We start from the raw sequence: 22,374 nt of genomic DNA, 5'->3' as shown, positions 1-22,374 counted from the left end.
GCCTGAGAGCCATCCCACACAATCCGCCGCGCTCGGCTAGATTGTTGAGAACACTTCTCCGTCCGGGGATCTGTGGGGAGATTCGAAGAAGGAAACCAGAAATGCGTGTACTGCGCCGTGTCATTTTTCCAATTGTGTGGGTGTTGATTTTTGCCGTCATAGCCTTGGCTTTGGTCAAGTTGGCCTTCATTGACGGGCTTAGGAACGACGGCGAACAGCTGGTGCCCCAAGCCCAGATCGCGGCACCCGTCATTGCGGCAAACCGTGCCACCGTGACCAACACGGTGGAACTGGCTGGAACGGTGCAAAGTGATGCTGCCGTGCCCGTGCGTGCCACCGCGGCGGGCAAAGTGGTGTTCTTCTTCGTTGACAAGGGTGCCCAGCTGGCCGCAGGGGACCGCATCCTTCAGATCCGCAGCGAAGTAGTCCCCGATCCCAGCACCGCTGCGGCTACCACGGACGACGGCGCCTCGGCGGACACGGCGAAAGCCCTGCCAGCGGCTCCGAGCTACACATACACTGATGTGCTGGCCCCCGTGGCCGGTACCTTGGAAACCCTGGCACTGCTGTTGAACCAGGAGGTCAGTGTGGGGGACAACGCCGGCTCAGTCAGCCCGGGCACCTTCTCCATCACAGGAGCCTTGACCACGGCCCAGCAATTCCGTCTCCTGGGCAAGCCAGCCACGGCCACCGGCACCATCACTACCGGCCCGGCACCCTTCACCTGCAGCAACGTTCAATTGGGTAACAAGAAGACCCAGGACACTGGCGGTGTTGGGGCCTCAATGGTGCCAGCGGCCATGGTGGGGCCCATTGAACCGGTGGCACCCGCTGAGAGCGGCGCAGGCCAAGTCACCTGCGCCGTCCCCGCCGGGACGGCAGTGTTCGCCGGGCTGGGTGCAACCATCACCCTGACCGCCGGTGAAGCGAAAGACGTGTTGACACTGCCGCTGACTGCCGTCAAGGGCACTGTGCAGAACGGGGTGGTCTGGGTTCCCGCCGTCGACGGGAACGGGGTACCGCAGGAGCGCTCGGTGGTGTTGGGACTGAACGACGGCGACAAGGTCGAGATCAGTTCCGGGCTGGCCGAGGGCGAACAGGTGCTGGAGTTTGTGCCCGGCATGGATGCCGCGGTGCCTAACGGGCAGATGCCCGGCATCGGCCCGATGGGTGGCTGAGGATGACGAGCATATTCACGCACGACGACGAAGACAGTGCCACCGAAGAGTACCTGGCTGGCGAAAGCCCCGCCGACAACAATGATGACAGCGCGCCGCTGGTGGATTTGCGCAACGTCACCCGCAGTGTGGTGTTGGCCGATGATCAGCAGCTGCACATTCTGCGCGGTGTAGACCTGCAAATCCGGGTGGGCGACCATACGGCAATAGTGGGGCGCTCGGGTTGCGGAAAATCCACCTTGTTGAACATCCTGGGCCTGCTCGATGTGCCCAGCAGTGGCCAGATGCTCTTTGACGGGACCCCCGTGGAAAGACTGCGCAGCAACACCCGGGCAAAATTGCGCGGTTCCAGCATCGGTTTTGTATTCCAACAGTTCAACCTGCTGCCGGGGCGTACAGCCCTGGAAAACGTGGTGACACCCCTGCTCTATGCGGGGCGGAAAGAATTTTGGCGGCGCAACACGCTTGGCATGGAGATACTGGACCGGGTCGGACTCGCTGCCCGGGCCGGCACGCAGCCCCACATGCTCTCCGGCGGTGAGCAGCAGCGCGTGGCGATTGCCCGTGCCTTGGTGCGCAGGCCCCGGCTGATTCTGGCGGACGAACCGACGGGTGCCTTGGATGTGGAGACGGGCCAGGCCGTGATGGATCTGCTGGACACCATTGCCACCGAATCCGGGGCCGCCCTGGTGACCATCACCCATGACCTCAATGTGGCCGCACGGGCCCGCACCAGGTACCGCCTGGACGCCGGTGTCCTTTCCTCCTCGGATGGGATGCCAGTCAATGACGTCCTGATGGGGGTCAGCGCATGACGGCGCTCATCTCCACCATGGTGGAGGCTTGGTCGGAGCTGCGGATCCACAAGACCCGCGTGTTGCTGGCTCTCATAGGTGTTGCCTTGTCGGTGGCCGTCCTGACCACAGTGGTGGGCGTGGGCAATCTGACCAGGGAGGGCATGCGCGTGGATTCCGAGCGCAACGGCGGCAGGGAGGCAACCCTGGGCGTGTCCGTCTACGCGGACCCCAGCACTGCCCAGGCGCCGGATGCGGACAGGACAGCCAGTGTTCTGGAGGCCACGGTGAAACGTTACGGTTTCACCCACGCCTCCCGCGTCACGCAGGCGCAGGGGCGGTTCCAATTCCCCAGTGGTGTCCAGTCCGTCCAACTCACAGTGGTTGATCCGGCGTACGGTGCCATCCACCGGGTTGATATTGCCCAAGGCGGCTGGTTTGCCGAGGACGACGCCGACAGACTGGCTCCCGCCGTCGTGGTCAATGACGCCTTCTATGCGGCGGCCGGGCGGCCGAACCTCGCCACGGCACCCCAGGTCACAGTGCTGGGTTCGAACAAGGCGACCGCCGTGATCATCGGTGTCATGCCGAATAGGTACCCGGAGGAGATGCCGCAAGCGTTCATGCTGACCGCGGCAGCACAGGCCGTAGGTGCAGCAGAACAGATGCCGGGCATGGGCCCCGAACTGCGCATCTGGGTGCCTGCCGGCATGGCTGAGCAGCTGGTGTCGGTGTTGAACGCCGACTTGGCCCAGCAACTTCCCGGGGCGCAGGTGAGCGTGCATCGCAGCGACTACGCCGCCTACGGTGACCCATTTGCCATGGTGCAACTCATGGTCTCCGGCGTTGCCGCCCTGATCCTTTTGCTCGGCGCCGTGGGGCTGCTGAACATTTCCATGGTCACCGTGCGCTACCGGGTGCGCGAAATCGGCATTCGCCGCAGCTTTGGTGCCACCTCGGGACGCATCTTCACCGGCGTCATGATGGAGTCGGTGGTGGGCACCACCGTGGCCGGCGCAGTGGGCGTCATGATTGCTGTGGCTGTTGTCAAGAACCCGTGGGTGGAGTCGAAAGTGGCTCCCGGCCTGGAAGATTATCCGGCGTTTCCGGTGGAGGCCGCGCTGCTTGGGCTCGGGGCGGCAGTGCTGGTGGGGGCGCTCGCAGGCGCTATTCCGGCACTGGTGGCCATCCGGGTCAAGGTCATTGACGCTATTCGGTTCTGATTCACGGGTTGCCGGCTGCCGGCCACGGCAGCGGGTGGCCCAGGACCCGCAGCGTGATGGGGGAACCGGCCTCCTTTGTTGTGCCAAGTTCCTCGAAGCCCCACTGCCGGTACATGGCGTGGGCGGATGTCGCTTGCCCATAGACGCCCAGCACCACGTGGGTTTCTGTCCGCTGGGCCAGGAGCCGGCGCACGCATTCCTTGGCGATACCCCTGCCGCGGTGCTTGGCGGCCACCGCCAGCTCGTGGATTACCACAACGTTTTCCGGACCGGCCATCCGGTACCGGGCATCTGGCGCTAGGGCCAGCGCCAATATCTCCTGCCACGGGGCATCCTCCACCAGCCCGTGGGACAAGGCGAAGGCTGCGACGGTGCCATCTAGGTGGGCCACCACCAGCCGCCCGCCCGGTTGGGCCAGCTGAGCCGGTCCCCAGTCGGTGATGGCGGCCAAGTCGGCGGGGTCTTCAAAGTAGGGGTCGGCCGAAAAGGTTGCGCTAAAAAGTGCTGCCACCTCCGTCCACAGGACGGGGGAGGCGTGGCCCTCAAAACACTGAAAGTTTAGCTGCGCGGGCGCTTGTGTGAGGGGCATGCCACGAGCCTAGAGGTGCTGTGCGGGGCCAGCAAAACCGCCTAGTCAAAAACCACCAGGACCACTGCAACAAAGTGGGTCGCAAAAGCCGCCACGGTGAGCGCGTGGAACAACTCGTGGAAGCCAAAGTGGGTGTGGCTGAAGTTGGGCTTCTTGATTCCGTAGATCACGGCCCCGGCAATGTACAGGGCGCCGCCCAAACAGATCAACAGTGTGGGGACGGGCCCAGCCGCCCAGAATTGCGGCAGGAAGAACAATGCGGTGACGCCCAGCAAAACGTAGATGGGCACGTACAGCCAGCGGGGAGCGTTGACCCACACCACGCGGAACAGGACACCTGCGATGGCGCCTATCCAGATCATCCAGAGCAGCAAGGTGGCAGTGGGGCGGGGGAGCATCAGCGCTGACAGGGGTGTGTAGGAGCCGGCAATGACCAGCATAATGTTGCTGTGGTCCAGGCGTTTGAGCAGGGCCCTGGTCTTGGGTGGCCAGTTCCCACGGTGATATAGCGCACTCGTACCAAAAAGCAGGACGCCGGTGACGACGTAGATTGCGCAGGCAATCTTGGCTTCACGGCCCGGCGCCAGCAGCACCAAGGTGACCCCGGCAAGCAAGACCATCGGCGCGGTTCCTGCATGCAGCCAGCCACGCCACGATGGTTTGAGGTCTTCTCCAGCAACGGGGATCATGAAAAAAGCATAACGCAGCACCCAGGAAAGTTACTGTGCAGTAATGTGAGCACCGGTTCGGCTTGGTGAGAATTGGCGGCACGTGCAGGTAACCTAGAGCTAGCAAGTTTCGTACGGCCACATGGCCATTATTCGCAAAGGCCAGGTGCACATTCATGCGACTGTTTACTGGCTCGGCGCGGATGCCAAAGCTGCTGTACAACTATTACGAGCGGCGCCTGGCCAGGTCGCTGGATGCCAGCACGGTGCCCAGACACATCGGTGTCATGGTTGACGGCAACCGCCGCTGGGCCAAACAATTCAACGCACCCACCAGTGAGGGCCACCAGGCGGGCGCGGACAAGATTCTGGAATTCCTTGGCTGGTGCCAGGATCTGGGCATCAAAGTTGTCACCCTTTACATGCTCTCCACCGACAACATGAGCCGCTCCCAGGAAGAGCTCGATGAGCTCATGGGCATCATCGCCAACACCTTGGACCTGCTCGACGCCGACGTCGACATCAGCGTCCACGCCATGGGCGCCCCCGAACTTCTCCCGGACTACCTGGCCGCACGGCTTTCATCGCTGACGGCGCGCGTGCCCGCCAAGGAACGCATCCACGTCAACATGGCCATTGGCTATGGCGGCCGCCGGGAAATTGTCGACGCCGTCCGTGAACTTCTGCTCGACGCCGACGCGCAGGGCCGTGCCATGGCGGACGTTGCGCAGCAGCTCAGCGTGGATGACATTTCCAAGTTCCTGTACACCCGCGGCCAGCCGGACCCGGACCTGGTGATCCGCACCTCCGGGGAGCAGCGCCTCTCCGGATTCCTGATGTGGCAAAGCGCCTACAGCGAGTTTTACTTCTGTGAGGCCCTATGGCCGGCGTTTCGCAAAATCGACTTCCTGCGGGCCCTGCGCGACTACGCCGGTCGCAGCCGCCGCTTCGGCAGCTAGCCTGCCCGGGACCTTGAAATGGTGATCCGCTGTTGATTTATCAGCAGCGGATCACCATTTCGCCGTCGTCGGTACCAAACGTTAAGCTCGCCGTTGCCCGACACGCCCTCCGTGTATGCAAAGCAGCCACCCCCGAAGGCGTAGCTTTAGGCATAACGGAGGGCAACTCCGCTCGCCGTACCGATTAGAATCCGGATGCACAATACGCTCCGGAGGGCTGGAGTCGACGTGGTTGAAGCTTTGAACCGGGAACAGCATTCAGCAAGCGCAAGTGTTGGGGCGAAACTGCGCAGTTACGTCATTGACACCTCTGTTTTGCTGGCTGATCCACGGGCCATCACGCGTTTTGCCGAACACCAGGTCATTGTCCCGATCGTGGTCATCTCGGAGTTGGAGGCCAAGCGCCACGACCCCGAACTGGGCTACTTTGCCCGCACAGCCCTGCGCCTGCTCGATGACCTGCGCACCCAGCACGGCGGCTTGAGTGATCCTGTTCCCCTGGGGCACGACGGCGGGACCTTCCGTGTGGAGCTCAACCACGTTTCGCTGGAGGTGCTTCCGGCGGGCATGCGAGGCAGCGACAACGATGCCCGCATTCTGGCCGTCGCCAAAAACCTGGCCAACGAGGGGCACAACGTGACGGTGGTGTCCAAGGACGTCCCCATGCGAGTGAAGGCCTCCGCCATGGGCCTGGCCGCGGAGGAATACCGCAACGAGCTTGTCCACGATTCGGGCTGGACGGGTGTTGAGGAAATCGATGCCACGGATTTCGAGATGGCGGCCCTGTACAACCATGAGGCAGTAGCCATTCCCGAGGCTGCAGCCCTGCCGGTGAACACCTCGCTGGTCATCACCAGCAACAGGGGATCGGCGCTGGGCAGGGTTGGTGCCGACCAGAACGTCCGCCTGGTGCGCGGGGATCGTGACGTCTTTGGCCTGCACGGCCGCTCGGCCGAACAACGGCTCGCCCTGGATCTGCTCATGGACCCGGAGGTGGGCATTGTTTCCCTCGGTGGGCGGGCCGGCACGGGCAAGAGCGCGCTGGCCCTGTGCGCCGGGCTGGAGGCTGTGCTGGAACGCAACGAACACCGCAAGGTGGTGGTGTTCAGGCCGCTGTACGCGGTGGGTGGCCAGGAGCTCGGCTACTTGCCCGGCTCCGAAAGCGAGAAGATGAACCCCTGGGCCCAGGCGGTCTTTGACACCCTCGGTTCGGTGGTTTCGGACGCCGTCATGGAGGAGGTCATGGCGCGTGGCCTGCTGGAGGTGTTGCCGCTGACACACATTCGCGGGCGGTCACTGCACGATTCCTTCGTGATTGTGGACGAGGCGCAGTCGCTGGAGAAGAACGTGCTGCTGACGGTCATGAGCCGCATTGGCCAGCGCTCCAAAATTGTTCTCACCCACGACGTGGCCCAGCGGGACAACTTGCGCGTTGGCCGGCACGACGGTGTCGTGGCAGTGGTGGAAACCCTCAAGGGGCATCCGCTCTTTGGCCACGTCACCCTGACCCGCTCGGAGCGCTCACCCATTGCGGCACTCGTGACAGAAATGCTGGAGCGCGCCGAAATCTAGCCTCGCGAACGGGCAGTAGTTGTTGATGTTTAGCGCAAACATCAACAACTACTGCCCGTTCGGGAGGCGGGGTGGTTATTGGGTGGGGCCCAGATCCCAGGGGATGTGGGACCGCACATCCGTCAGGCCCATGCTGACTTCCTCAAACAGGTCATCGAGCATGTACTCGTCAATGCCCAGCAGCACCATCCAATGCCCGGCCCCGGCTGTTTCGCCATCCAAGGACTGGGAGGCCACACAAATGCCCGTCTCCAGGTCAATGCGGACGGCGGTCCGCCCGGGAAACAGCAGGGGCGCATCGGCAAAGGTGGGCCGGTAGGAGGCATTGGGTGTCAGCACCGCCTCAACTGCTTCCCGCCCCTGATGGCTGACAGGGGCAATATCTGAAATCTCGGCCACATTGGCAAAGGGTGCCTCCAGGGGAACCGGGCGGTCCCCGGCCAACTCCACCGGGTCCAGCGCCGCAGAGAACCGGCCGGAGCCATAAGCCGGCTCGCCATAGAGGGCCTCGGGGCGCCGCACCACAAAACCGTTGCCGTCCCGCACCGGGTTCACCAACGACGGCGGCAACAGCCAGGGCTTGCGGTTTCCGCTGATAAAGAGCGAATCCCTGGATTCGTTGATCTTGGTGGTGCTGGCCAGCAACGTCCCCTCCAGTGTTTCCACCCGCAAGGCGCCGGGGCGCCGCACCCAGCACTTCAGCGCCGCGGCGGTGTCGGCGGTGTCTGGGTTCTCGCCGCTGCCGTTCGCAGCAGGAAACTTTCGGTGCAGCTCAAAACGCAAGCTCTGCCAGCGCCACGGGGACGAGCGGCAAAGGTGTCTGAAAGTATCGACGGTGAAAGTTGGGGCAGTCATGTCCACAGCATAGCCCCGGGAATTGCAGAGTTTGCCCCGCTTGGCGCGCCCATGGCGTAGCATCACGCTATGGTGACTCGGTTGTCCGATCTGCTTGAAACTAGCCTGGCGGCGTTTCTCGCCGTCCTGGCCGCCTGCCTGTACCTATTGTGGCTTGCGGTGGTGCTGAGCGTCATCGACATCCGGACCCATAAACTTCCCAACCGGTATGTGCTGCCGGCCTATCCCGTGGCCGCAGTTTTGCTCCTGGGCGCCGCGTTGGCAGCGGGCATGCCGCAACTGGTGATCAGTGCTGTTGGGGGAGCGCTGGCTGCGGGCGCGCTGTACTGGCTGCTGTGGGCGCTCTACCCCGCCGGGATGGGCTTTGGGGATGTGAAACTGGCCGGAGTGCTGGGCATGTTCCTGGGTTTCCTCAGTTGGCAGCATGTCTGGCTGGGCCTGGGCGCAGGGTTCGTCGTGGGCGGGTTGTGGGGTGTGGCCGTGATTGTCAGCCGCCGCGGCACTGCCAAGTCAGCGATTCCCTTTGGCCCCTCGATGCTGGCAGGGGCGCTGGCCACCCTGCTCCTGGTCCCCGCCTAAGGGCCACGACCAGCCCCAGAGCCAGCCGAAACCAGCCCCTAGGGTTTGGCCGCGCTGTAGCGGTGTTCGGGCCGTCCGGTGGCGCCGTAGCGCAGGGAGATGACAACTGCGCCGTCGTCGGCCAAGCCCTGCAAATACCGCTGGGCAGTGGTCCGGGAAATGCCCACAGCCTTGGCCACGTCCGCGGTGGACTGGTCCCCGCCCTGGGCAAGCGCGCTCAGCACTGCCGTCTCCGTGGCTGAGCCCGGCCGGGGGCCCGTGGCCGCAGCGGCCGGGTGCAGTGCCTGCCAGGCGGATTCGAGCCGGTCCTGCGAGAGGGTGCCGGTTTCCGCTAGGAGGCGGCGGTACCTGAGGTATCCGCGTAGCCGGGACTCCAGCAGCTGGGCGGAGAACGGTTTGATCAGGTAGGCCAGTGCACCGTGGCGCAGGGCCTTGCGGATGGTTTCGGGATCAGAGGCGGCGCTGAGCATCATGGCATCAACGTCAATGCGTCGCAGCACGTCCAGTCCGGTGGCGTCAGGCAGGTAGACATCCAGCAAGACCAGATCCGGCGCCTGCGCATGGATGACGTTAAGGGCTTGGGCGGCGGTGGGCGCCGGGGGCAGGGCGCGGAAGCCCGGCACGGCGTTGACGAAACCTGCGTGCAGCCGTCCAACATGAAAGTCGTCCTCAACGATCAGGACGGTGAAATCGTGGCTCATGGTTTCTCCTCTGGGACGGGCACAGCTTCGTCGGGCACAGCCGAGACAACGCCGGGCAGGCGGGCGCAGAATACGGCGCCGTGGGTGGTGGGGGAGCCGGCGTCGGCCACCCAGACGTCGCCGCCACGGCGGCGGGCCAAATGCCGGATCAGGGCCAGCCCCACGCCGTGCCCGGCGATCGGGTCGGCAACCCCCGGTTCCGCGGCAGCGGTTGAAAAACCGGCGGCAAAGATCAGCTCGCTGGCATCGACGGCGGCATCGGCGGAGGAGTCGGAAGCACCGGCTGGTGGCAGTCCCTCCCCGGAATCAGCCACCACCAGATGCAGGGTGGCCCCGGCAGCTGAAAAGTCATCCAAGAGTTCCACCTCAACCCACTTCTGGGCGGCTGACCCGGATACGGCGGCCAGGATCGCGTTGTCCAGGAGATTGCCCAGAACCGCCGTCACATCCTGAGGGTCCGTGACGTGGCCGCGCATGAGGGTGTCAGCCCCTATCCTCAATTCCACGCCCCGCTCCTGAGCTTCGATGCTCTTGGCGCCGATGAAGGCCTCCAGATAGGGATCGCCCAGCATGCCCAGGTCCCTGGCGGGGTACCGCAGCGGGCCGTTGCTCATGATGGCACTAACGTAGTCGCGGGCCTCGGCTGCCCGCTCAAGGTCCAGAAGCCCGGCCACCGTGTGCAGGCGGTTGGCGAACTCGTGCCGTTGCGCCCGCAGGGCTGTGCCCAGGGCGTTGACGGCATCCAATTGGCGGGTCAGAGCCTGCACCTCGGTCCTGTCACGGACCATGATGACCTTGCCCAGGGCCCGGGCGTCGTCGCCGTCGAGCTTGACGGGGCGGGCCGAGACAATGACCACCCGGTCCCCGGCAACATGCTCTGAGGGGCCATATTCGCTCCCGGCTGCAGCTGCCAAGAGAAACGGTGGCAGCCCGCTGTGGCTTAAGGGGATGCCGCCAAAGTCTGCGGTGGAGTCTGGGGCCAGCAGCCGCCGTGCCCCCTGATTAAACACTGTGATGGTGCCGTTCTCGGAGACTCCGATGACGCCTTCGTCAACGCCGCGCAGCACAGCTTCCTGGTCTTGTGCCAGCCCGGCGATTTCCTCCGGTTCCAGGCCCAGGGTGAGGCGCCGCAGCCGGGTCCCCATCATGGTTGACGCCAGCGCTCCAAGGACCAAAGACATGGCCGCCGTGAGCGCCAGGGGAAGAATATTGGGCCCCAGACTGGCTGCGATGTCGTCGCTGGAGAATCCCACACTGACCTCACCCACCACATCGGATTCCGCGCCGGGGGCGTACACCGGAACCTTGGCCCGAGCCGAGTGCCCCAGGGTGCCGGAGTCCTGCGACGTCTCTTCCCCGCCGCCCAGGGCCACCGAGGGGTCGGTGGAAACTTGCTGACCCAACAGGGCCGGGTTGGGGTGCGCCAGACGGAGCCCGGTGTCATCGGTAATGACCACAAAGAAGGCCCCCGTCCGCTCCCGGGTGGACTCGGCACCGAGTTGGAGTGGCCCGTGGGCAAGGCTGGCGGGAGTTAGAGCAGAGGCAGGGGAAGTGGCGAGGGCTGCGGTTTCGCGGCGCACATCCTCCCCGGATGCCACGGCCCGGGCCACGGCCAGTGCGCGCGCCTCGGCCTGATCGCCCAGCCGCTGGTAGGTCAGGGCGGCAAAGGTGCCTGCGGTGATGAGCACCACGGCAAACACCACGCCCAGTTGCAGGAGCAGGACGCGGGTGGAGAAGCGCAGCCTGGGCGTGGGGCGTACCTGCTTCAACGAACTCTCCTTCAAGGATGGGACTCACGGCAAGTGTGGGCTTAATGGGCTAAACGTGTTCAATGGGCACTAGTTGGAGCAAGCGAACTTAACCACCGCGTGTGATGCAGACCACTCTATTCTCTGTAAAGCGGGTCACAAATGCGGCCTTTGTACAAAGGAGTTCAAATGCTGGTAATCCTTGGATTTGCCATGATAGCGGTGTTCATGGCGTTGATCATGACTAAGAAATTGACGCCCGTGGTGGCCCTGATAGTTGTCCCCACCATCTTCGGCCTGTTCGCCGGAGCCGGCCTGGGCCTGGGCGACATGGTCATGGACTCCATGAAAAGCCTAACGTCAACAGCGGCATTGTTGATGTTCGCCATTGTCTACTTCGGCATGATGATCGACGTCGGCCTGTTCGACCCCCTGGTCAAGCTGATCCTGCGGACCCTGGGTAACGACCCCGCGAAGGTGGTCCTCGGCACGGCAGTGCTCGCCGCAATCGTCTCCCTGGATGGCGATGGCTCCACCACGTTCATCATCACCACGGCGGCCATGCTCCCCATCTACCTGCGCCTGGGCATGAGCCCTGTGGTGCTGACCTGCGTGGCCGGCCTGGCCAACGGCACCATGAACATCCTGCCCTGGGGCGGCCCCACAGCCCGCGCCGCCGCAGCGCTGAAAGTGTCCCCCAGCGAAGTGTTCGTCCCCATGATCCCGTCGCTGATTGCCGGCATGATTGTGATCTTCCTCTTCGCCTGGCACCTGGGCCTGCGCGAACGCCGTCGCCTAGCCGTGTCCGGCAGCTCGTGGAGTGAAAGCTCCAAGCACGACGGCGGCACCCCCTCAGGCGGCACCCCCGCTAATGCAGCTGGTGGCAAAACCTCGGCCGGCAAGGGATCAACTGGCACCGGAACCGCTGGCACCGTGCTCACGGTGGAAAAGCCCCGCTCCGCGGCGCAGGCCCGCTTTGATGAGCAGGTTCTTGCCGTGGCCAACCAGGATGCACAGGCCGTCAACACCTCCCTGGCCGATTCCCAGCTGGACCCCAACCGCAGCACCCTGCGTCCCAAGCTCTTCTGGTTTAACCTGGTCTTGACCGCCACGCTCATGGTAGTTCTGGTCATGGACATCCTGCCCCTGCCCTACGTGTTCATGGTTGGCTCGGCCATTGCCCTGGTGGTCAATTTCCCCAGGGTCAAGGACCAAGCCAGTGCACTCGTCTCCCACGCTGGCAGCATCGTGGCAGTGGTTTCGATGGTGATGGCTGCTGCCGTCCTCACCGGCGTTCTCAGCGGCACCGGCATGGTGGATGCCATGGCCGCGTGGCTGGTCAGCGTCATCCCCACCTCCATGGGTCCGTACATGGCCGTGATCACCGGACTGCTGAGCATTCCCATGACGTTCTTCATGAGCAACGACGCGTTCTACTTCGGTGTGCTGCCCGTGCTGAGCGAAACGGCTGCCCACTATGGCATTGACCCGGCCGCCATGGCCCGGGCCTCCATCACGGGCCAGCCGGTCCACATGCAAAGCCCACTGGTGCCGGCCATCCTGCTGCTGGTCTCACTCTCCAAGGTGGATCTGGGTGACCACCACAAGAAGGTGCTGTGGCGCGCACTGGTAGTGTCCTTGGTGATGCTGGCCGTGGCCGTCGGAATCGGCGTCGTTCCCTGGGGCTAGGCTGGTTTCATGGGATCACCGGAATTCATTGTCAAGATGCGCGAAAAGATCGGCCACGATCCGCTGTGGCTGCCCGGGGTGTGCGGTGTGGTGTTCGACGCCGAGGGCCGGGTTTTGCTGGGCGAACGCTCGGACACCGGTGGCTGGGCGCTGATCACGGGAATCCTGGAACCGGGGGAGGAGCCCGGGCCTGGGCTGGTGCGTGAAATCTTTGAGGAAACCGCCGTCGTTGCCACCATTGAGCATCTGATGGGCATCACGGTGGTGGGGCCAGTGACGTTTCCTAACGGTGATGTGTGCGACTTCCTGAGCATTGAATTCATTTGCCGCCACATCAGCGGCACGGCGCGTGTCAACGACGACGAGTCCGTTGCCGTGGGCTGGTTCTCCGTGGACGGGCTCCCGCCGCTGCGCCCCGGCCACCTCGCCTGCATCCAGCGGGCCGTGGCGTTCAGCGGAGAAGCCCACTTCCAACGCTGAGGCCACCGCCGCTGATTCTCAGCAAGATTTGCCCGAGGTTGGTGCTAGGGGGCGTCCGTTGCGTGGCGGCCGTATTGCCGGAGCAGGTTCGCGGCGCACAGCAGCATCGATGTGAGCACGCCGGCAATGCCACCCACCATTGAACCGCCGATGATCCAGAAGCCGCTGAGGTCCAGGCCCCGGCCGCCAGCGAACGCCGGGTCAACCGGCGGCTGAAATACGGCCATCGCCAGGTACGCCGCAATCCAGATGTATGCCACCGACGCCGCCGGCCCCAGAAAGAAGAACCAGGGCATGCGCCGTTGTGGTTGTTTCATGCACCACAGACCCACCACAACCACCGCCACAATGGGCAGCAGGGCAAGCACCCCGCCCACCAGCAATTCAACTATTTCGTAGTCCATCCGTGCCCCTTCCCGGCCAGCTGCCCAGTCTACGCAAACGCAAAAGGCGTGTGCCGCCGTCGCACCTAAAGTACGACGGCGGCACGCGCCTTTTGTGATCGGGCTACGGCTTGTCCGGGTCTTCCTTGCTCAGCAGCAGGGTGTCGCCAGCCTCAGCCTCAGTCTCGGAATCAGCGGCGGTGCCACTGGCCAGGCGCGCAGCTTCCAGACGCTCAGCCTCTTCCCCGCCAATGGCCTCGCCGCGGGCCACCATGCCGGAAGTGTCCGAGAGCGGGATGACCTTCATGAAGATCGCCAGCACCAGGGCCACGATCATGAACGGGATCAGGTACCAGAACACCGGAGCCAGGGAATCGGCGTAGGCGTTGATGATGCCGTCCTGGATGGCTTGCGGGAGCTGGTGCAGCGCCTGCGGGTCCAGGGAGGACATGGCACTGCCGGCCTCCTCAGCCGATGCGCCACCTGTGGTGAACACGTCCTTGAGGGATTCGGCCAGGCGCGTGGTGAACATGGCGCCAAAGACGGCCACACCCAAGGCGGAACCCACTTCACGGAAGTAGTTGTTGGTGCTGGTTGCGGTTCCCAACTGGGAGGCCGGAACCGAGTTCTGCACCACGATGACCACAATCTGCATGATCAGGCCCAAACCGGTGCCGAAGACAAACAGCTGCGCGCAAATGACCCAGATGGGGGTTTCGGCGGACAACGTGGTCATCCACAGCATGGCGATGATGGTCAGGATTGAACCGGCAATGGGGAAAGCCTTGTACTTGCCGGTCTTGGTCATGCGGATACCTGACCAGATGGAGGTTCCCATCAGGCCCACCATCATGGGCAGCATCAGCAGGCCTGACTCGGCGGCGGAGGTCCCGGAGGACAATTGCAAGAACGTGGGGACGAATGCCAGGGCGGCAAACATGCCCATGCCCAAGACAAAACCGATGGCCGTGGAGTTCAGGAAGATCGGGTTCTTGAACAGGGACAGCGGGATGATGGGGTCTGCCGCACGGGACTCGGTGAAGATGAACAGCGCCACGGCTGCCAGCATGAGGGCGCCCCACGACCATGTGGTCATGGAGGTCCAGCCGTCTTGCTTGCCGCCAAAATCGGTGAAGAAGATCAAGGCTGTGGTGGCAACCGACAGGAACACCACACCCATGAAGTCAATCTTCTTGGTTGCCTTCTTGGAGGGCAGGGTCAAGGTGAAGTAGGCAATGATGAACGCTGCAATGCCGATCGGGATGTTGATGTAGAAAGCCCACTCCCAGGTGAGGTGGTCCACAAAGTAGCCGCCCAGGAGGGGGCCGGCGACGGCTGAGAGGCCGAAGATGGCACCCAGGGGGCCCATGTACTTGCCGCGCTCGTTGGCGGGGACAATGTCAGCAATGATGGCCTGCGAGAGGATCATCAAGCCACCGCCACCCAAGCCCTGGATGGCACGGAAGATCACAAAGCCCCAGAAGTCGGTGGCAAAGGCGCAGCCGATCGAGGCCAGCGTGAAGATGGCAATGGCTGCCAGGAACAGGTTGCGGCGGCCCAGCACGTCACCAAACTTGCCGTAGATGGGCATCACAATGGTGGTGGCCAGCAGGTAGGCGGTGGTGATCCAGGTCTGGTGTTCCACGCCGCCCAGCTTGCCCACGATGGTGGGCATGGCGGTGGAAACAATGGTTTGGTCGAGGCTGGAGAGCATCATGCCCGCGATGAGCGCGGAGAAGATGATCCAGATTCTCTTTTGGGTCAGCAGGAGCGGTTCGCCTGCTTTGATGGCGGTACTCATGGGGTCCCTTCGAAGGGTAAGAGGGAGAAATTGAAAAGTTGTTGGGCCAGGCGCAGGTTGCCGGCCAGGAGGTCGCCGTAGCTGGCTGTGTTTTCTTCCGAGAAGAAGGCTTGGCTGGCGCGGTGCGAACACGTGCCAAAGACGGCTGCCGCCATGTTGACCAGGGGATCGTCCGGGTCCAGGTGTTCCCGCTGGGCTATCAGGTCTGCGAATTCTGCTTCGCGAATCTTGCTGCTGCCCATCATTTTCATCGTGAGGGCAGGCTCCATCTTCATGACAGCGATCAGCTGATGAATTTGTTCCTTGGTGAAGTCCAGCTGCGCCGCCATGGCGCAGGTGAGCGTGTACAAATCGCGCAGCAGTGTGGTGGAGAGTCCATGGGGCCCGCGTTCCACGCCGGAATCCTGGGCGCCGCCGGCAAGGAATTCAGCGATGGCCGCTGCCGGAAACTCGTCGAGCAGGTGGCCAATGATGGCGTCTTCCTTGGAGGGGAAGTAGTTGAAGAACGTCCGCCGGGACACCCCGACTTCCTCGCACAGCTGCTCGATGGTGAAGCCGTTGAGGCCTTTTTGGGCAGTGGCACGCCGGGCCGCCGCGGTGATGGCGGACCTGGTTGCTTCACGTTTACGGGCGCGCAAGCCATGCGCGGCACAATTTTTTGCACTTTCAGTCACAAAGTAAAAGTTTGCACTATTTTGGCCAGAGTGCAAAACGTTTTTGGAGTGGAATTAATCACAACTGGCCCGCAGTAAACGCCGAAAAACTCATCAAAATCGTGAATTTTCGGCGTTTTCTGCGGGCCAGTTGCAAAAGCTCGGGGAGAGCCGGGGGTTACTGCGGGGGGCGGGTCATGGCGAGAACGTCAAGACCCTTATCCAGCTGTTCGATGGTGATTTCGCCGCGGTCAACGAAGCCAAGCGCCAGAACGGTTTCACGGATGGTGAGGCCGTTCTTGACTGCGTGCTTGGCGATCTTGGAGCCGTTCTCGTAACCGATGTACTTGTTCAGCGGGGTCACGATGGACGGGGAAGCCTCGGCCAGGAAGCGCGCGCGCTCCACATTGGCGGTCAGGCCGTCGATCATCTTGTCGGCCATGATGCGGGAGGTGTTGGTCAGCAGGCGGATGGACTGCAACAGGTTCGCAGCCATGACCGGGATGCCGACGTTCAGCTCAAAGGCGCCGTTCGTGGAGGACAGGGCAATGGTGGTGTCGTTGCCAATCACCTGGGCGGCAACCATGATGGCGGCCTCGGAGATGACGGGGTTGACCTTGCCGGGCATGATCGAGGAGCCGGGCTGCAGATCGGGGATGGCAATTTCGCCAAGGCCCGTGTTGGGGCCCGAACCCATCCAGCGAAGATCGTTGTTGATCTTCATGATGGAGTAAGCGATGTTGCGCAGCTGGCCGGAGGCCTCAATGAGACCGTCGCGGTTGGCTTGGGCCTCAAAGTGGTTGCGGGCCTCGGTCAGCGGCAAGCCGGTGTCCGCAGCCAGCAGGGCGATCACGCGCTGCGGGAAGCCGGCCGGGGTGTTGATGCCCGTGCCAACGGCGGTGCCACCCAAAGGAACTTCGGCGACGCGGGGGAGTGCGGACTCCACACGCTCAATGCCGTAGCGGATCTGCGCTGCGTAGCCGCCAAATTCCTGGCCCAGTGTCACGGGGGTGGCATCCATCAAGTGGGTGCGGCCGGACTTCACCACCGTGGCGAATTCGGCTTCCTTGCGCTCCAAGGACTCGGCCAGGTAGGCCAGCGCCGGGATCAGATCGTTGATCAGGGCCGAGGTGGCAGCCACGTGAACGGAGGTGGGGAACACGTCGTTGGAGGACTGTGAAGCGTTGACGTGGTCGTTCGGGTGAACGGTCTTATCCGAGCCCGAGGCCAGCAGGGCCTTGTTGGCCAGGTTCGCCAGAACCTCGTTCATGTTCATGTTGGAGGACGTGCCGGAACCGGTCTGGAAAACATCGATCGGGAAGTCGCCGTCGAAGTTGCCAGCAGCAACCAGATCGGCCGCCTTTTCAATGGCGCGGGCCAAATCTGCATCCAAAACACCCAACTCGGCGTTGGTGGTGGCCGCTGCCTTCTTGATGCGGGCCAAGGCGGCAATGTGGGCTGACTCCAGTGTCATGCCAGAAATCGGGAAGTTTTCCACGGCGCGCTGGGTCTGGGCGCTGTACAGGGCGTTGACCGGGACCCGGACCTCGCCCATGGTGTCATGTTCAATACGGAAGTCTTGTGCGGTAGCCGCGGCAGTATCAGTCATGCCTACACCATATCGCCGCCACGCCCCGAGCTAAAAACTGTGTCCCGTCCCCAAGCTGTCCCGTTGCCTGCCCGGTCGGACGCAAAGAAGGCTCGACGCCGGGAGGTGAGTCCCGGCGTCGAGCCTTCCCTTGGGCATATCTAGGCTATGGAACCGTTGCTGTAGACCAGGTCGGCGCTGCCGTCGTCGAGGCGGTAGGTCAGGCCAACCACTGCGGTGCGCTGGCGGGCAACGGCGGTGGCGATGATGGGGGAGTTCTCCACCAGGCGGGCGGCCGTCTGGCGGACGTGCTCCTCGATCATGTCGCTGACATCGCTGTCCTTGTTCTTGCGCAGGGACGTCAGCACCGACGGGGTGATGCGCTCCACCAGGTCGCGAATGAACCCGGCGGGCATCTTGCCGGTGGAAACAGCAGCCTCGGTGGCTGTCACGGCGCCGCAGCTGTCGTGGCCCAGGACCACGATGAGGGGAACTTCCAGGTACTCAACGCTGTACTCCAGGGAACCCAGCACGGTGTTGTCAATGACGTGCCCGGCCGTGCGGACCACAAAGGCGTCGCCCAGGCCAAGGTCAAAGATGATCTCGGCGGCCAGGCGCGAATCGGAGCAGCCAAAGATCACGGCGAACGGGTGCTGGGTGGACAGCAGCGAGGCGCGGCGGGCGGCGTCCTGATTGGGGTGGGAGGACTTGCCGTCCACAAAACGGGCGTTGCCTGCCATCAGCGTGGCCCAAGCCTCCGCGGGAGTGTGGGGCGGGAAGGTAATGGCGTCGACTTCTCCATCGGTCATGAGGTGCTGCCCTTCGTAGTAGAAATGCTGGCAGCCGGGCTGGCGGGTGCGGCATCCACGAGCCGGCCGGCGGCGGTGGCAAGGACATCGAATTCCTTGAAATCTGCCGCGCCGGTCAAAACAATGGTCGTTGTGCCACTCACCAGAACCAGGCTGCGGTCCCCTTTAGGTTTATCACGCAGCTCCCAGACACGGCCGTCAATGGTGCGGTTTCCCGTAACAGGGGCGTTCTGTGCCTGGTCGGAAGTCCAGGTGGGGTTGGCCGTGGCGGACTGGCGCAGCGCAATGAACGTGTTGGCGGATGTTACGTAACCTACGTCCCAGAATGAAACACCATCAGAGCCAGGCGGGTTCCAGCGCGCATAGTTGGCGTACCAGCCATCGGGCAGGGCGGGCGCCACGGGGGTGAACCCGGCCGTCCCCGCCGCGTGGCTGGCAATGGCCGCAACATCGATGGGCGTGCGGTATGACTCCGCCTTTTGTTGCGGATTGAGCCACACAATGGTGACAACAATGGCCACTGTGGAGAACATGGCCAGGAGCATGCCCATGATGGATGCGTTGGCGCGCTTTGCTGCTCCGGCGGCAATAACTGGCTTCACGGGAGGGGTAGGGGTGTAGTCACTCACGTGACTATCTTCCCAGAAATCGTTACAGGATAATTTCACCAGCAGCCCTGACGTGGCATACATCACCATGGCCGCAACGACTGTTTCGCTTATGATGGCTACCGTAGGCGAAACATGTCAGGGGTGCGCACCGTCGCGCACCATAAATCTGCGCCTACCTGAACAACGGGGTTTCAACGTGGCTGAAAAAGCATCACAGGCTGACTATTCGCAATTGTCCCGCTCTCTCGCCGTAGGCGACAGCGAGCCGGACCGGAACCTAGCTCTAGAACTGGTGCGAGTAACCGAAGCTGCAGCCATTGCCGGCGGGCACTGGGTGGGGTTCGGTGAAAAGAACCTGGCCGACGGCGCAGCCGTGGACGCCATGCGGTCGCTGCTCTCAACAGTGCATTTCAACGGTGTAGTCGTTATTGGCGAGGGCGAAAAAGACGAAGCCCCCATGCTGTACAACGGTGAAGTGGTGGGCGACGGCTCCGGCCCGGAATGCGACGTTGCCGTTGACCCGATTGACGGCACCCGCCTGACAGCCCTGGGCATCAACAACGCCATTGCCGTGCTGGCCGTGGCCGAGCGCGGCACCATGTTTGACCCCTCCGCCGTGTTCTACATGGAGAAGCTCGTCACTGGCCCCGAGGCCGCCGACATGGTTGACCTGCGCCTGCCCGTCAAGCAAAACCTGCACCTCATCGCCAAAGCCAAGGGTGTGAAGGTCAACCAGCTCACCGTCATGGTGCTGGACCGCGACCGCCACCAGCCGCTCATCCAGGAAATCCGCGACGCCGGCGCCCGCACCAAGATCATCCTCGACGGCGACGTAGCCGGAGCCATTGCGGCCGTTCGCACGGGCACGGGCGTCGACGCGCTCATGGGCATCGGCGGCACCCCCGAAGGCATTGTGGCCGCCTGCGCCATCAAGACACTGGGCGGCGTCATCCAGGGCCGGCTGTGGCCCACCTCCGATGACGAGAAGCAGAAGGCCCTCGACGCCGGTCACGACCTGGACCGGGTCCTCTCCACCAACGACCTCGTCACCAGCGACAACTGCTACTTCGCCGCAACAGGCATCACCGACGGCGACCTCCTGCGCGGCGTGCGCTACGACAAGGGCCGCGTCCTGACCCAGTCCATCGTGATGCGCTCCAAGTCAGGCACCGTCCGATTCGTTGACGGCGAGCACCAGGCAGCCAAGTGGGAGACCTACGCCCGTCGCAGCTAGCCGGTAGGGTTGGAGCATGACTTTGAACGTTGTGCCGTGCCGTGTCCGTGACGAGTGGGATGCCGCTGTTGATTCCCAGCAGGGGCACCCCATGCAGCTGTGGGGCTGGGGAGAAACCAAGTCCGCCCACAATTGGCGGGTGGACCGGGTGTTGGTCCTCGAGGATGGCGCCGTGGTGGGGTCGGCCCAAATTCTGTTGCGCCCGCTGCCGTTCCCGTTCCGCTCACTGGCGTATGTCGCCAGGGGACCACAGGCCGCCGCTGGCCGGGAGATCGAGGTGCTGGACGCCGTCGGACGCTATGTGAAGGCAACCCACAAGTCCGTGGCCCTGAGCATTGAGCCCGACTGGGATGCCGACTCCGTGGCCGCGGCGTCCCTGCCGGCGTCGGGATGGGCGCGCAGTTCGAGCACCATCTTGATCCCGCGCACACTGATTCTGGACCTGAGCCGCAGTGAGGACGAGCTGCTGGGCGCCATGTCCAAGAAGACGCGCCAGTACATTCGCAAGTCCAGCCGCGAGGCCCTGGAGTACCGTGCCGTCACCGCGGCCGAGCTGCCGCAGTGCATGGCCGTGTACAAGGAGACGGCTGAGCGTGCCGAATTTGGGATCCACCAGGACTCCTACTACAGCGACATTCTGAGGAACCTGGGTGCGGGTTCGCCCATTTACGGCGCGTTCGACGGCGAGAAGCTCGTGGCCTTCCTGTGGCTCGCAGCCAGTGGCTCCACGGCCTTTGAGCTGTACGGCGGCATGACGGAGGCGGGCAGCCAGCTGCGGGCCAACTTCTCGCTGAAATGGCTGGCCATCCAGGAGATGAAGGCGCGCGGGATCACCCGCTACGATTTCAACGGTTTGCTCAATGACGGTGTCTCCAAATTCAAGTTTGGCTTTGCCGACCACGAGAACATGCTGGCCGGCACCTGGGATTTGGGGCTGTCACCCCTCTACCCGGTGTTCGCCAAGGCGCTCCCCTTGGGCCGGAAGGCTATGAAGAAGGCCCGCGGCATCCTCAAGCGCTAACCGCACGTGAGTGCGCAGCAGATGTGACTTCCGACGCCGGAACTCGCATCAGCTGCACACTCACGTCTGCTTTTGGGTTCCCATGCAGGGCAGCGCGCGGCGATCCCCCTTTCACCCCAGATTTTTCGGCAGTTGAGTGGCCTAAACGCGCCCGTTATCCACAGATTTCATGAGCAGCCCAGTATTGCGCCCCGTCGCGGCACCAACCGGGTATTAATGGGGTGCATGAGCAGATTGAAGCCCCTCCCGTTGCACCTGCAACAGCTCCCCTTCACCGTTGCCCAGGCACGGCGTGCGGGACTGACGCCGGCAAGGACCCGATCACGGGACCTTTGGACGCCGAGCCGGGAAATTAGGTTGCCGCGAAGTGGCAGTTTTGAGTTGTTGGAGTCTTGCCGGGCCCACACATCAGTAACCAGCTCCAGCTTCATCAGCCACATCACGGCCGCCAAGATCCACGGCTTGTTCCTCCCATCGCGGTTTGAGGCCGCCCAATGCCTTGACGTGGCCAGGCCCCGGGGTGAGTCGTCTCCTCGACGCCGGCACGTCAACGGACGCCGTTTGTTGTTGGGGCCAGGGGACCTTGTGATCGTTGCCGGAGTACCTGTCACCTCTGTGCAGAGGACGCTGGTGGATATTGCGTCCCTGCTCACCCTTGATGAGCTTGTGGACATTGCCGACCAGATAGTCTGCGAACATCACAGCAAATGCGTACCGCCCAAAACGGCCATGGTGGAACGGAACGCCCTGAACGCCTACATTGCCGAGCATGCCGGTGCACGGGGGATGCGCAAACTGCTGGCAGCCATGGAATGGGTCAGGGTGGGTTCGGATTCGCCTCCGGAAACCAGGCTTCGGCTGGTCATAGCCCGATCACCACTGCCGGATTTTGAGCCAAATGTGGAAATCCTGGGCCCTGACGGACTCGCCCTGGTGGCTCCTGATCTAGCCAACGAGGAGTACAAAACGTGCGCCGAGTACGACGGCAACCATCACTTCACGCCGGAGCAGCAGACCAAGGACCATGACAGGGATTTTGTCACCAATTCATTGGGCTGGCACCAGGCGCTGATCAACAGGAAAGACATGCAGGCCGGGGAACTTATTCTTGTCACCAAACTCGCACGGATGTTGGTGCGGGGTGGTTGGCCGGATCCAAAGAACTTGGCTGGCCAATCGCTCCGGGGCGCCCTCAATACACGTCGAGACTTTCAATGACGGGGTGAGGGCGCAGCTGAT

Annotated in this window: 22 protein-coding genes; 11 read left to right on the top strand and 11 right to left on the bottom strand. The window is 63.4% G+C overall.

All coding sequences use genetic code 11. From position 1 onward, the window contains the following. Window positions 1-101 precede the first annotated feature (101 nt). The 3 genes from CVS28_RS03600 to CVS28_RS03590 are packed head-to-tail and all read left to right on the top strand — an operon-like array spanning window position 102 to window position 3,195. Window positions 102-1,178, top strand: coding sequence for a permuted SH3 domain-containing protein (locus CVS28_RS03600; RefSeq protein ID WP_103480657.1), 1,077 nt, complete (start codon window positions 102-104; stop codon window positions 1,176-1,178). A gap of 2 nt (window positions 1,179-1,180) precedes the next feature. Next, window positions 1,181-1,993, top strand: a complete 813-nt coding sequence (locus CVS28_RS03595; RefSeq protein ID WP_103480656.1) for an ABC transporter ATP-binding protein — start codon at window positions 1,181-1,183, stop codon at window positions 1,991-1,993. Then, on the top strand, window positions 1,990-3,195 hold the full coding sequence (locus tag CVS28_RS03590) for an ABC transporter permease (protein WP_103480655.1): 1,206 nt from the start codon (window positions 1,990-1,992) through the stop codon (window positions 3,193-3,195). The genes CVS28_RS03595 and CVS28_RS03590 overlap by 4 nt, the downstream gene beginning before the upstream one ends. A 1-nt stretch (window position 3,196) precedes the next feature. Here CVS28_RS03590 and CVS28_RS03585 read toward each other — a convergent pair whose 3' ends face one another. Together CVS28_RS03585 and trhA are read right to left on the bottom strand one after the other, a co-directional pair. Then, window positions 3,197-3,784 (bottom strand): GNAT family N-acetyltransferase, encoded by a 588-nt coding sequence (locus CVS28_RS03585; RefSeq protein WP_103480654.1) that lies wholly within the window; start codon window positions 3,782-3,784, stop codon window positions 3,197-3,199. A gap of 41 nt (window positions 3,785-3,825) precedes the next feature. Continuing rightward, window positions 3,826-4,473 (bottom strand): PAQR family membrane homeostasis protein TrhA, encoded by a 648-nt coding sequence (gene trhA / locus CVS28_RS03580; protein ID WP_103480653.1) that lies wholly within the window; start codon window positions 4,471-4,473, stop codon window positions 3,826-3,828. Window positions 4,474-4,628: 155 nt separating this feature from the next. Between trhA and CVS28_RS03575 the strand changes: the two genes are divergently transcribed. Then, complete coding sequence (locus tag CVS28_RS03575; protein WP_103464223.1) at window positions 4,629-5,411, top strand: isoprenyl transferase; 783 nt, start codon at window positions 4,629-4,631, stop codon at window positions 5,409-5,411. A 195-nt stretch (window positions 5,412-5,606) separates the two neighbouring features. Then, window positions 5,607-6,983 carry an RNA 5'-3' helicase PhoH2 gene (locus CVS28_RS03570; RefSeq protein WP_103480652.1) on the top strand — a complete coding sequence of 459 codons (1,377 nt, stop codon included), beginning with the start codon at window positions 5,607-5,609 and terminating at the stop codon, window positions 6,981-6,983. 75 nt (window positions 6,984-7,058) lie between these two features. Here the strand turns inward: CVS28_RS03570 and CVS28_RS03565 are convergent, their stop codons facing one another. Then, window positions 7,059-7,838, bottom strand: a complete 780-nt coding sequence (locus tag CVS28_RS03565; protein ID WP_103480651.1) for a hypothetical protein — start codon at window positions 7,836-7,838, stop codon at window positions 7,059-7,061. Window positions 7,839-7,907: 69 nt separating this feature from the next. On the opposite strand from CVS28_RS03565, the gene CVS28_RS03560 reads away from it, so the two are divergent. Next, window positions 7,908-8,417, top strand: a complete 510-nt coding sequence (locus CVS28_RS03560) for a prepilin peptidase (RefSeq protein WP_103464226.1) — start codon at window positions 7,908-7,910, stop codon at window positions 8,415-8,417. Between the two features lie 38 nt (window positions 8,418-8,455). On the opposite strand, the gene CVS28_RS03555 is transcribed toward CVS28_RS03560, so the two are convergent. Then, a complete protein-coding gene (locus CVS28_RS03555; RefSeq protein ID WP_103464227.1) occupies window positions 8,456-9,118 on the bottom strand; it encodes a response regulator in 663 nt (220 codons plus the stop codon). After that, window positions 9,115-10,887: a sensor histidine kinase gene (locus CVS28_RS03550; RefSeq protein WP_103480650.1), complete on the bottom strand. Its 1,773-nt coding sequence runs from the start codon at window positions 10,885-10,887 to the stop codon at window positions 9,115-9,117. Before CVS28_RS03550 ends, CVS28_RS03555 begins: the two co-directional genes overlap by 4 nt. Before the next feature lie 168 nt (window positions 10,888-11,055). On the opposite strand from CVS28_RS03550, the gene CVS28_RS03545 reads away from it, so the two are divergent. Together CVS28_RS03545 and CVS28_RS03540 are read left to right on the top strand one after the other, a co-directional pair. Then, the gene (locus CVS28_RS03545; protein WP_103480649.1) at window positions 11,056-12,555 is read left to right on the top strand and encodes a CitMHS family transporter; all 1,500 of its coding nucleotides are present in this window, start codon (window positions 11,056-11,058) and stop codon (window positions 12,553-12,555) included. Between the two features lie 9 nt (window positions 12,556-12,564). Beyond that, window positions 12,565-13,035: an NUDIX hydrolase gene (locus CVS28_RS03540; RefSeq protein WP_103480648.1), complete on the top strand. Its 471-nt coding sequence runs from the start codon at window positions 12,565-12,567 to the stop codon at window positions 13,033-13,035. A 44-nt stretch (window positions 13,036-13,079) separates the two neighbouring features. On the opposite strand, the gene CVS28_RS03535 is transcribed toward CVS28_RS03540, so the two are convergent. From CVS28_RS03535 to CVS28_RS03510, 6 genes are all read right to left on the bottom strand, one after another. Then, window positions 13,080-13,439 carry a hypothetical protein gene (locus CVS28_RS03535; protein WP_103464231.1) on the bottom strand — a complete coding sequence of 120 codons (360 nt, stop codon included), beginning with the start codon at window positions 13,437-13,439 and terminating at the stop codon, window positions 13,080-13,082. 103 nt (window positions 13,440-13,542) lie between these two features. Continuing rightward, on the bottom strand, window positions 13,543-15,219 hold the full coding sequence (locus tag CVS28_RS03530) for an MDR family MFS transporter (protein ID WP_103480647.1): 1,677 nt from the start codon (window positions 15,217-15,219) through the stop codon (window positions 13,543-13,545). Further along, a complete protein-coding gene (locus CVS28_RS03525; protein WP_103480646.1) occupies window positions 15,216-15,893 on the bottom strand; it encodes a TetR/AcrR family transcriptional regulator in 678 nt (225 codons plus the stop codon). Before CVS28_RS03525 ends, CVS28_RS03530 begins: the two co-directional genes overlap by 4 nt. 157 nt (window positions 15,894-16,050) lie before the next feature. After that, window positions 16,051-17,481, bottom strand: coding sequence for a class II fumarate hydratase (locus CVS28_RS03520; RefSeq protein ID WP_103464234.1), 1,431 nt, complete (start codon window positions 17,479-17,481; stop codon window positions 16,051-16,053). A 140-nt stretch (window positions 17,482-17,621) separates the two neighbouring features. Next, window positions 17,622-18,269, bottom strand: coding sequence for a carbonic anhydrase (locus CVS28_RS03515; protein WP_103464235.1), 648 nt, complete (start codon window positions 18,267-18,269; stop codon window positions 17,622-17,624). Next, entirely contained in the window at window positions 18,266-18,898 is a 633-nt protein-coding gene (locus CVS28_RS03510) for a DUF4245 domain-containing protein (protein WP_165788046.1), read from the bottom strand. The genes CVS28_RS03515 and CVS28_RS03510 overlap by 4 nt, the downstream gene beginning before the upstream one ends. A 178-nt stretch (window positions 18,899-19,076) precedes the next feature. On the opposite strand from CVS28_RS03510, the gene glpX reads away from it, so the two are divergent. The 3 genes from glpX (at window position 19,077) to CVS28_RS19355 (ending at window position 22,353) form a co-directional block, all read left to right on the top strand. Next, window positions 19,077-20,114, top strand: a complete 1,038-nt coding sequence (gene glpX / locus CVS28_RS03505) for a class II fructose-bisphosphatase (protein WP_103464237.1) — start codon at window positions 19,077-19,079, stop codon at window positions 20,112-20,114. Between the two features lie 16 nt (window positions 20,115-20,130). Next, window positions 20,131-21,135 (top strand): lipid II:glycine glycyltransferase FemX, encoded by a 1,005-nt coding sequence (locus CVS28_RS03500; RefSeq protein WP_103480644.1) that lies wholly within the window; start codon window positions 20,131-20,133, stop codon window positions 21,133-21,135. A 225-nt stretch (window positions 21,136-21,360) separates the two neighbouring features. Continuing rightward, window positions 21,361-22,353 (top strand): PDDEXK family nuclease, encoded by a 993-nt coding sequence (locus CVS28_RS19355; RefSeq protein WP_133159037.1) that lies wholly within the window; start codon window positions 21,361-21,363, stop codon window positions 22,351-22,353. The last annotated feature ends 21 nt before the right edge of the window (window positions 22,354-22,374 follow it).

Source organism: Arthrobacter glacialis (genome assembly GCF_002909415.1).
Taxonomy (GTDB): domain Bacteria; phylum Actinomycetota; class Actinomycetes; order Actinomycetales; family Micrococcaceae; genus Specibacter; species Specibacter glacialis.
Note: the sequence above shows the minus strand (reverse complement) of the source record. Positions and strands in the feature narration are given on the sequence as shown.

What these genes read in the sequence shown, in the direction of transcription:
- CVS28_RS03535 (WP_103464231.1), bottom strand. Translation starts at nt 13,439, where the DNA reads ATGGACTACGAAATAGTTGAATTGCTGGTGGGCGGGGTGCTTGCCCTG.
- trhA (WP_103480653.1), bottom strand. Translation starts at nt 4,473, where the DNA reads ATGATCCCCGTTGCTGGAGAAGACCTCAAACCATCGTGGCGTGGCTGG.
- CVS28_RS03555 (WP_103464227.1), bottom strand. Translation starts at nt 9,118, where the DNA reads ATGAGCCACGATTTCACCGTCCTGATCGTTGAGGACGACTTTCATGTT.
- CVS28_RS03515 (WP_103464235.1), bottom strand. Translation starts at nt 18,269, where the DNA reads ATGACCGATGGAGAAGTCGACGCCATTACCTTCCCGCCCCACACTCCC.
- CVS28_RS03585 (WP_103480654.1), bottom strand. Translation starts at nt 3,784, where the DNA reads ATGCCCCTCACACAAGCGCCCGCGCAGCTAAACTTTCAGTGTTTTGAG.
- CVS28_RS03590 (WP_103480655.1), top strand. Translation starts at nt 1,990, where the DNA reads ATGACGGCGCTCATCTCCACCATGGTGGAGGCTTGGTCGGAGCTGCGG.
- CVS28_RS03560 (WP_103464226.1), top strand. Translation starts at nt 7,908, where the DNA reads ATGGTGACTCGGTTGTCCGATCTGCTTGAAACTAGCCTGGCGGCGTTT.
- CVS28_RS03575 (WP_103464223.1), top strand. Translation starts at nt 4,629, where the DNA reads ATGCGACTGTTTACTGGCTCGGCGCGGATGCCAAAGCTGCTGTACAAC.
- CVS28_RS03500 (WP_103480644.1), top strand. Translation starts at nt 20,131, where the DNA reads ATGACTTTGAACGTTGTGCCGTGCCGTGTCCGTGACGAGTGGGATGCC.
- CVS28_RS19355 (WP_133159037.1), top strand. Translation starts at nt 21,361, where the DNA reads ATGAGCAGATTGAAGCCCCTCCCGTTGCACCTGCAACAGCTCCCCTTC.
- CVS28_RS03540 (WP_103480648.1), top strand. Translation starts at nt 12,565, where the DNA reads ATGGGATCACCGGAATTCATTGTCAAGATGCGCGAAAAGATCGGCCAC.
- CVS28_RS03565 (WP_103480651.1), bottom strand. Translation starts at nt 7,838, where the DNA reads ATGACTGCCCCAACTTTCACCGTCGATACTTTCAGACACCTTTGCCGC.
- CVS28_RS03595 (WP_103480656.1), top strand. Translation starts at nt 1,181, where the DNA reads ATGACGAGCATATTCACGCACGACGACGAAGACAGTGCCACCGAAGAG.
- CVS28_RS03545 (WP_103480649.1), top strand. Translation starts at nt 11,056, where the DNA reads ATGCTGGTAATCCTTGGATTTGCCATGATAGCGGTGTTCATGGCGTTG.
- CVS28_RS03600 (WP_103480657.1), top strand. Translation starts at nt 102, where the DNA reads ATGCGTGTACTGCGCCGTGTCATTTTTCCAATTGTGTGGGTGTTGATT.
- CVS28_RS03520 (WP_103464234.1), bottom strand. Translation starts at nt 17,481, where the DNA reads ATGACTGATACTGCCGCGGCTACCGCACAAGACTTCCGTATTGAACAT.
- CVS28_RS03530 (WP_103480647.1), bottom strand. Translation starts at nt 15,219, where the DNA reads ATGAGTACCGCCATCAAAGCAGGCGAACCGCTCCTGCTGACCCAAAAG.
- CVS28_RS03570 (WP_103480652.1), top strand. Translation starts at nt 5,607, where the DNA reads ATGCACAATACGCTCCGGAGGGCTGGAGTCGACGTGGTTGAAGCTTTG.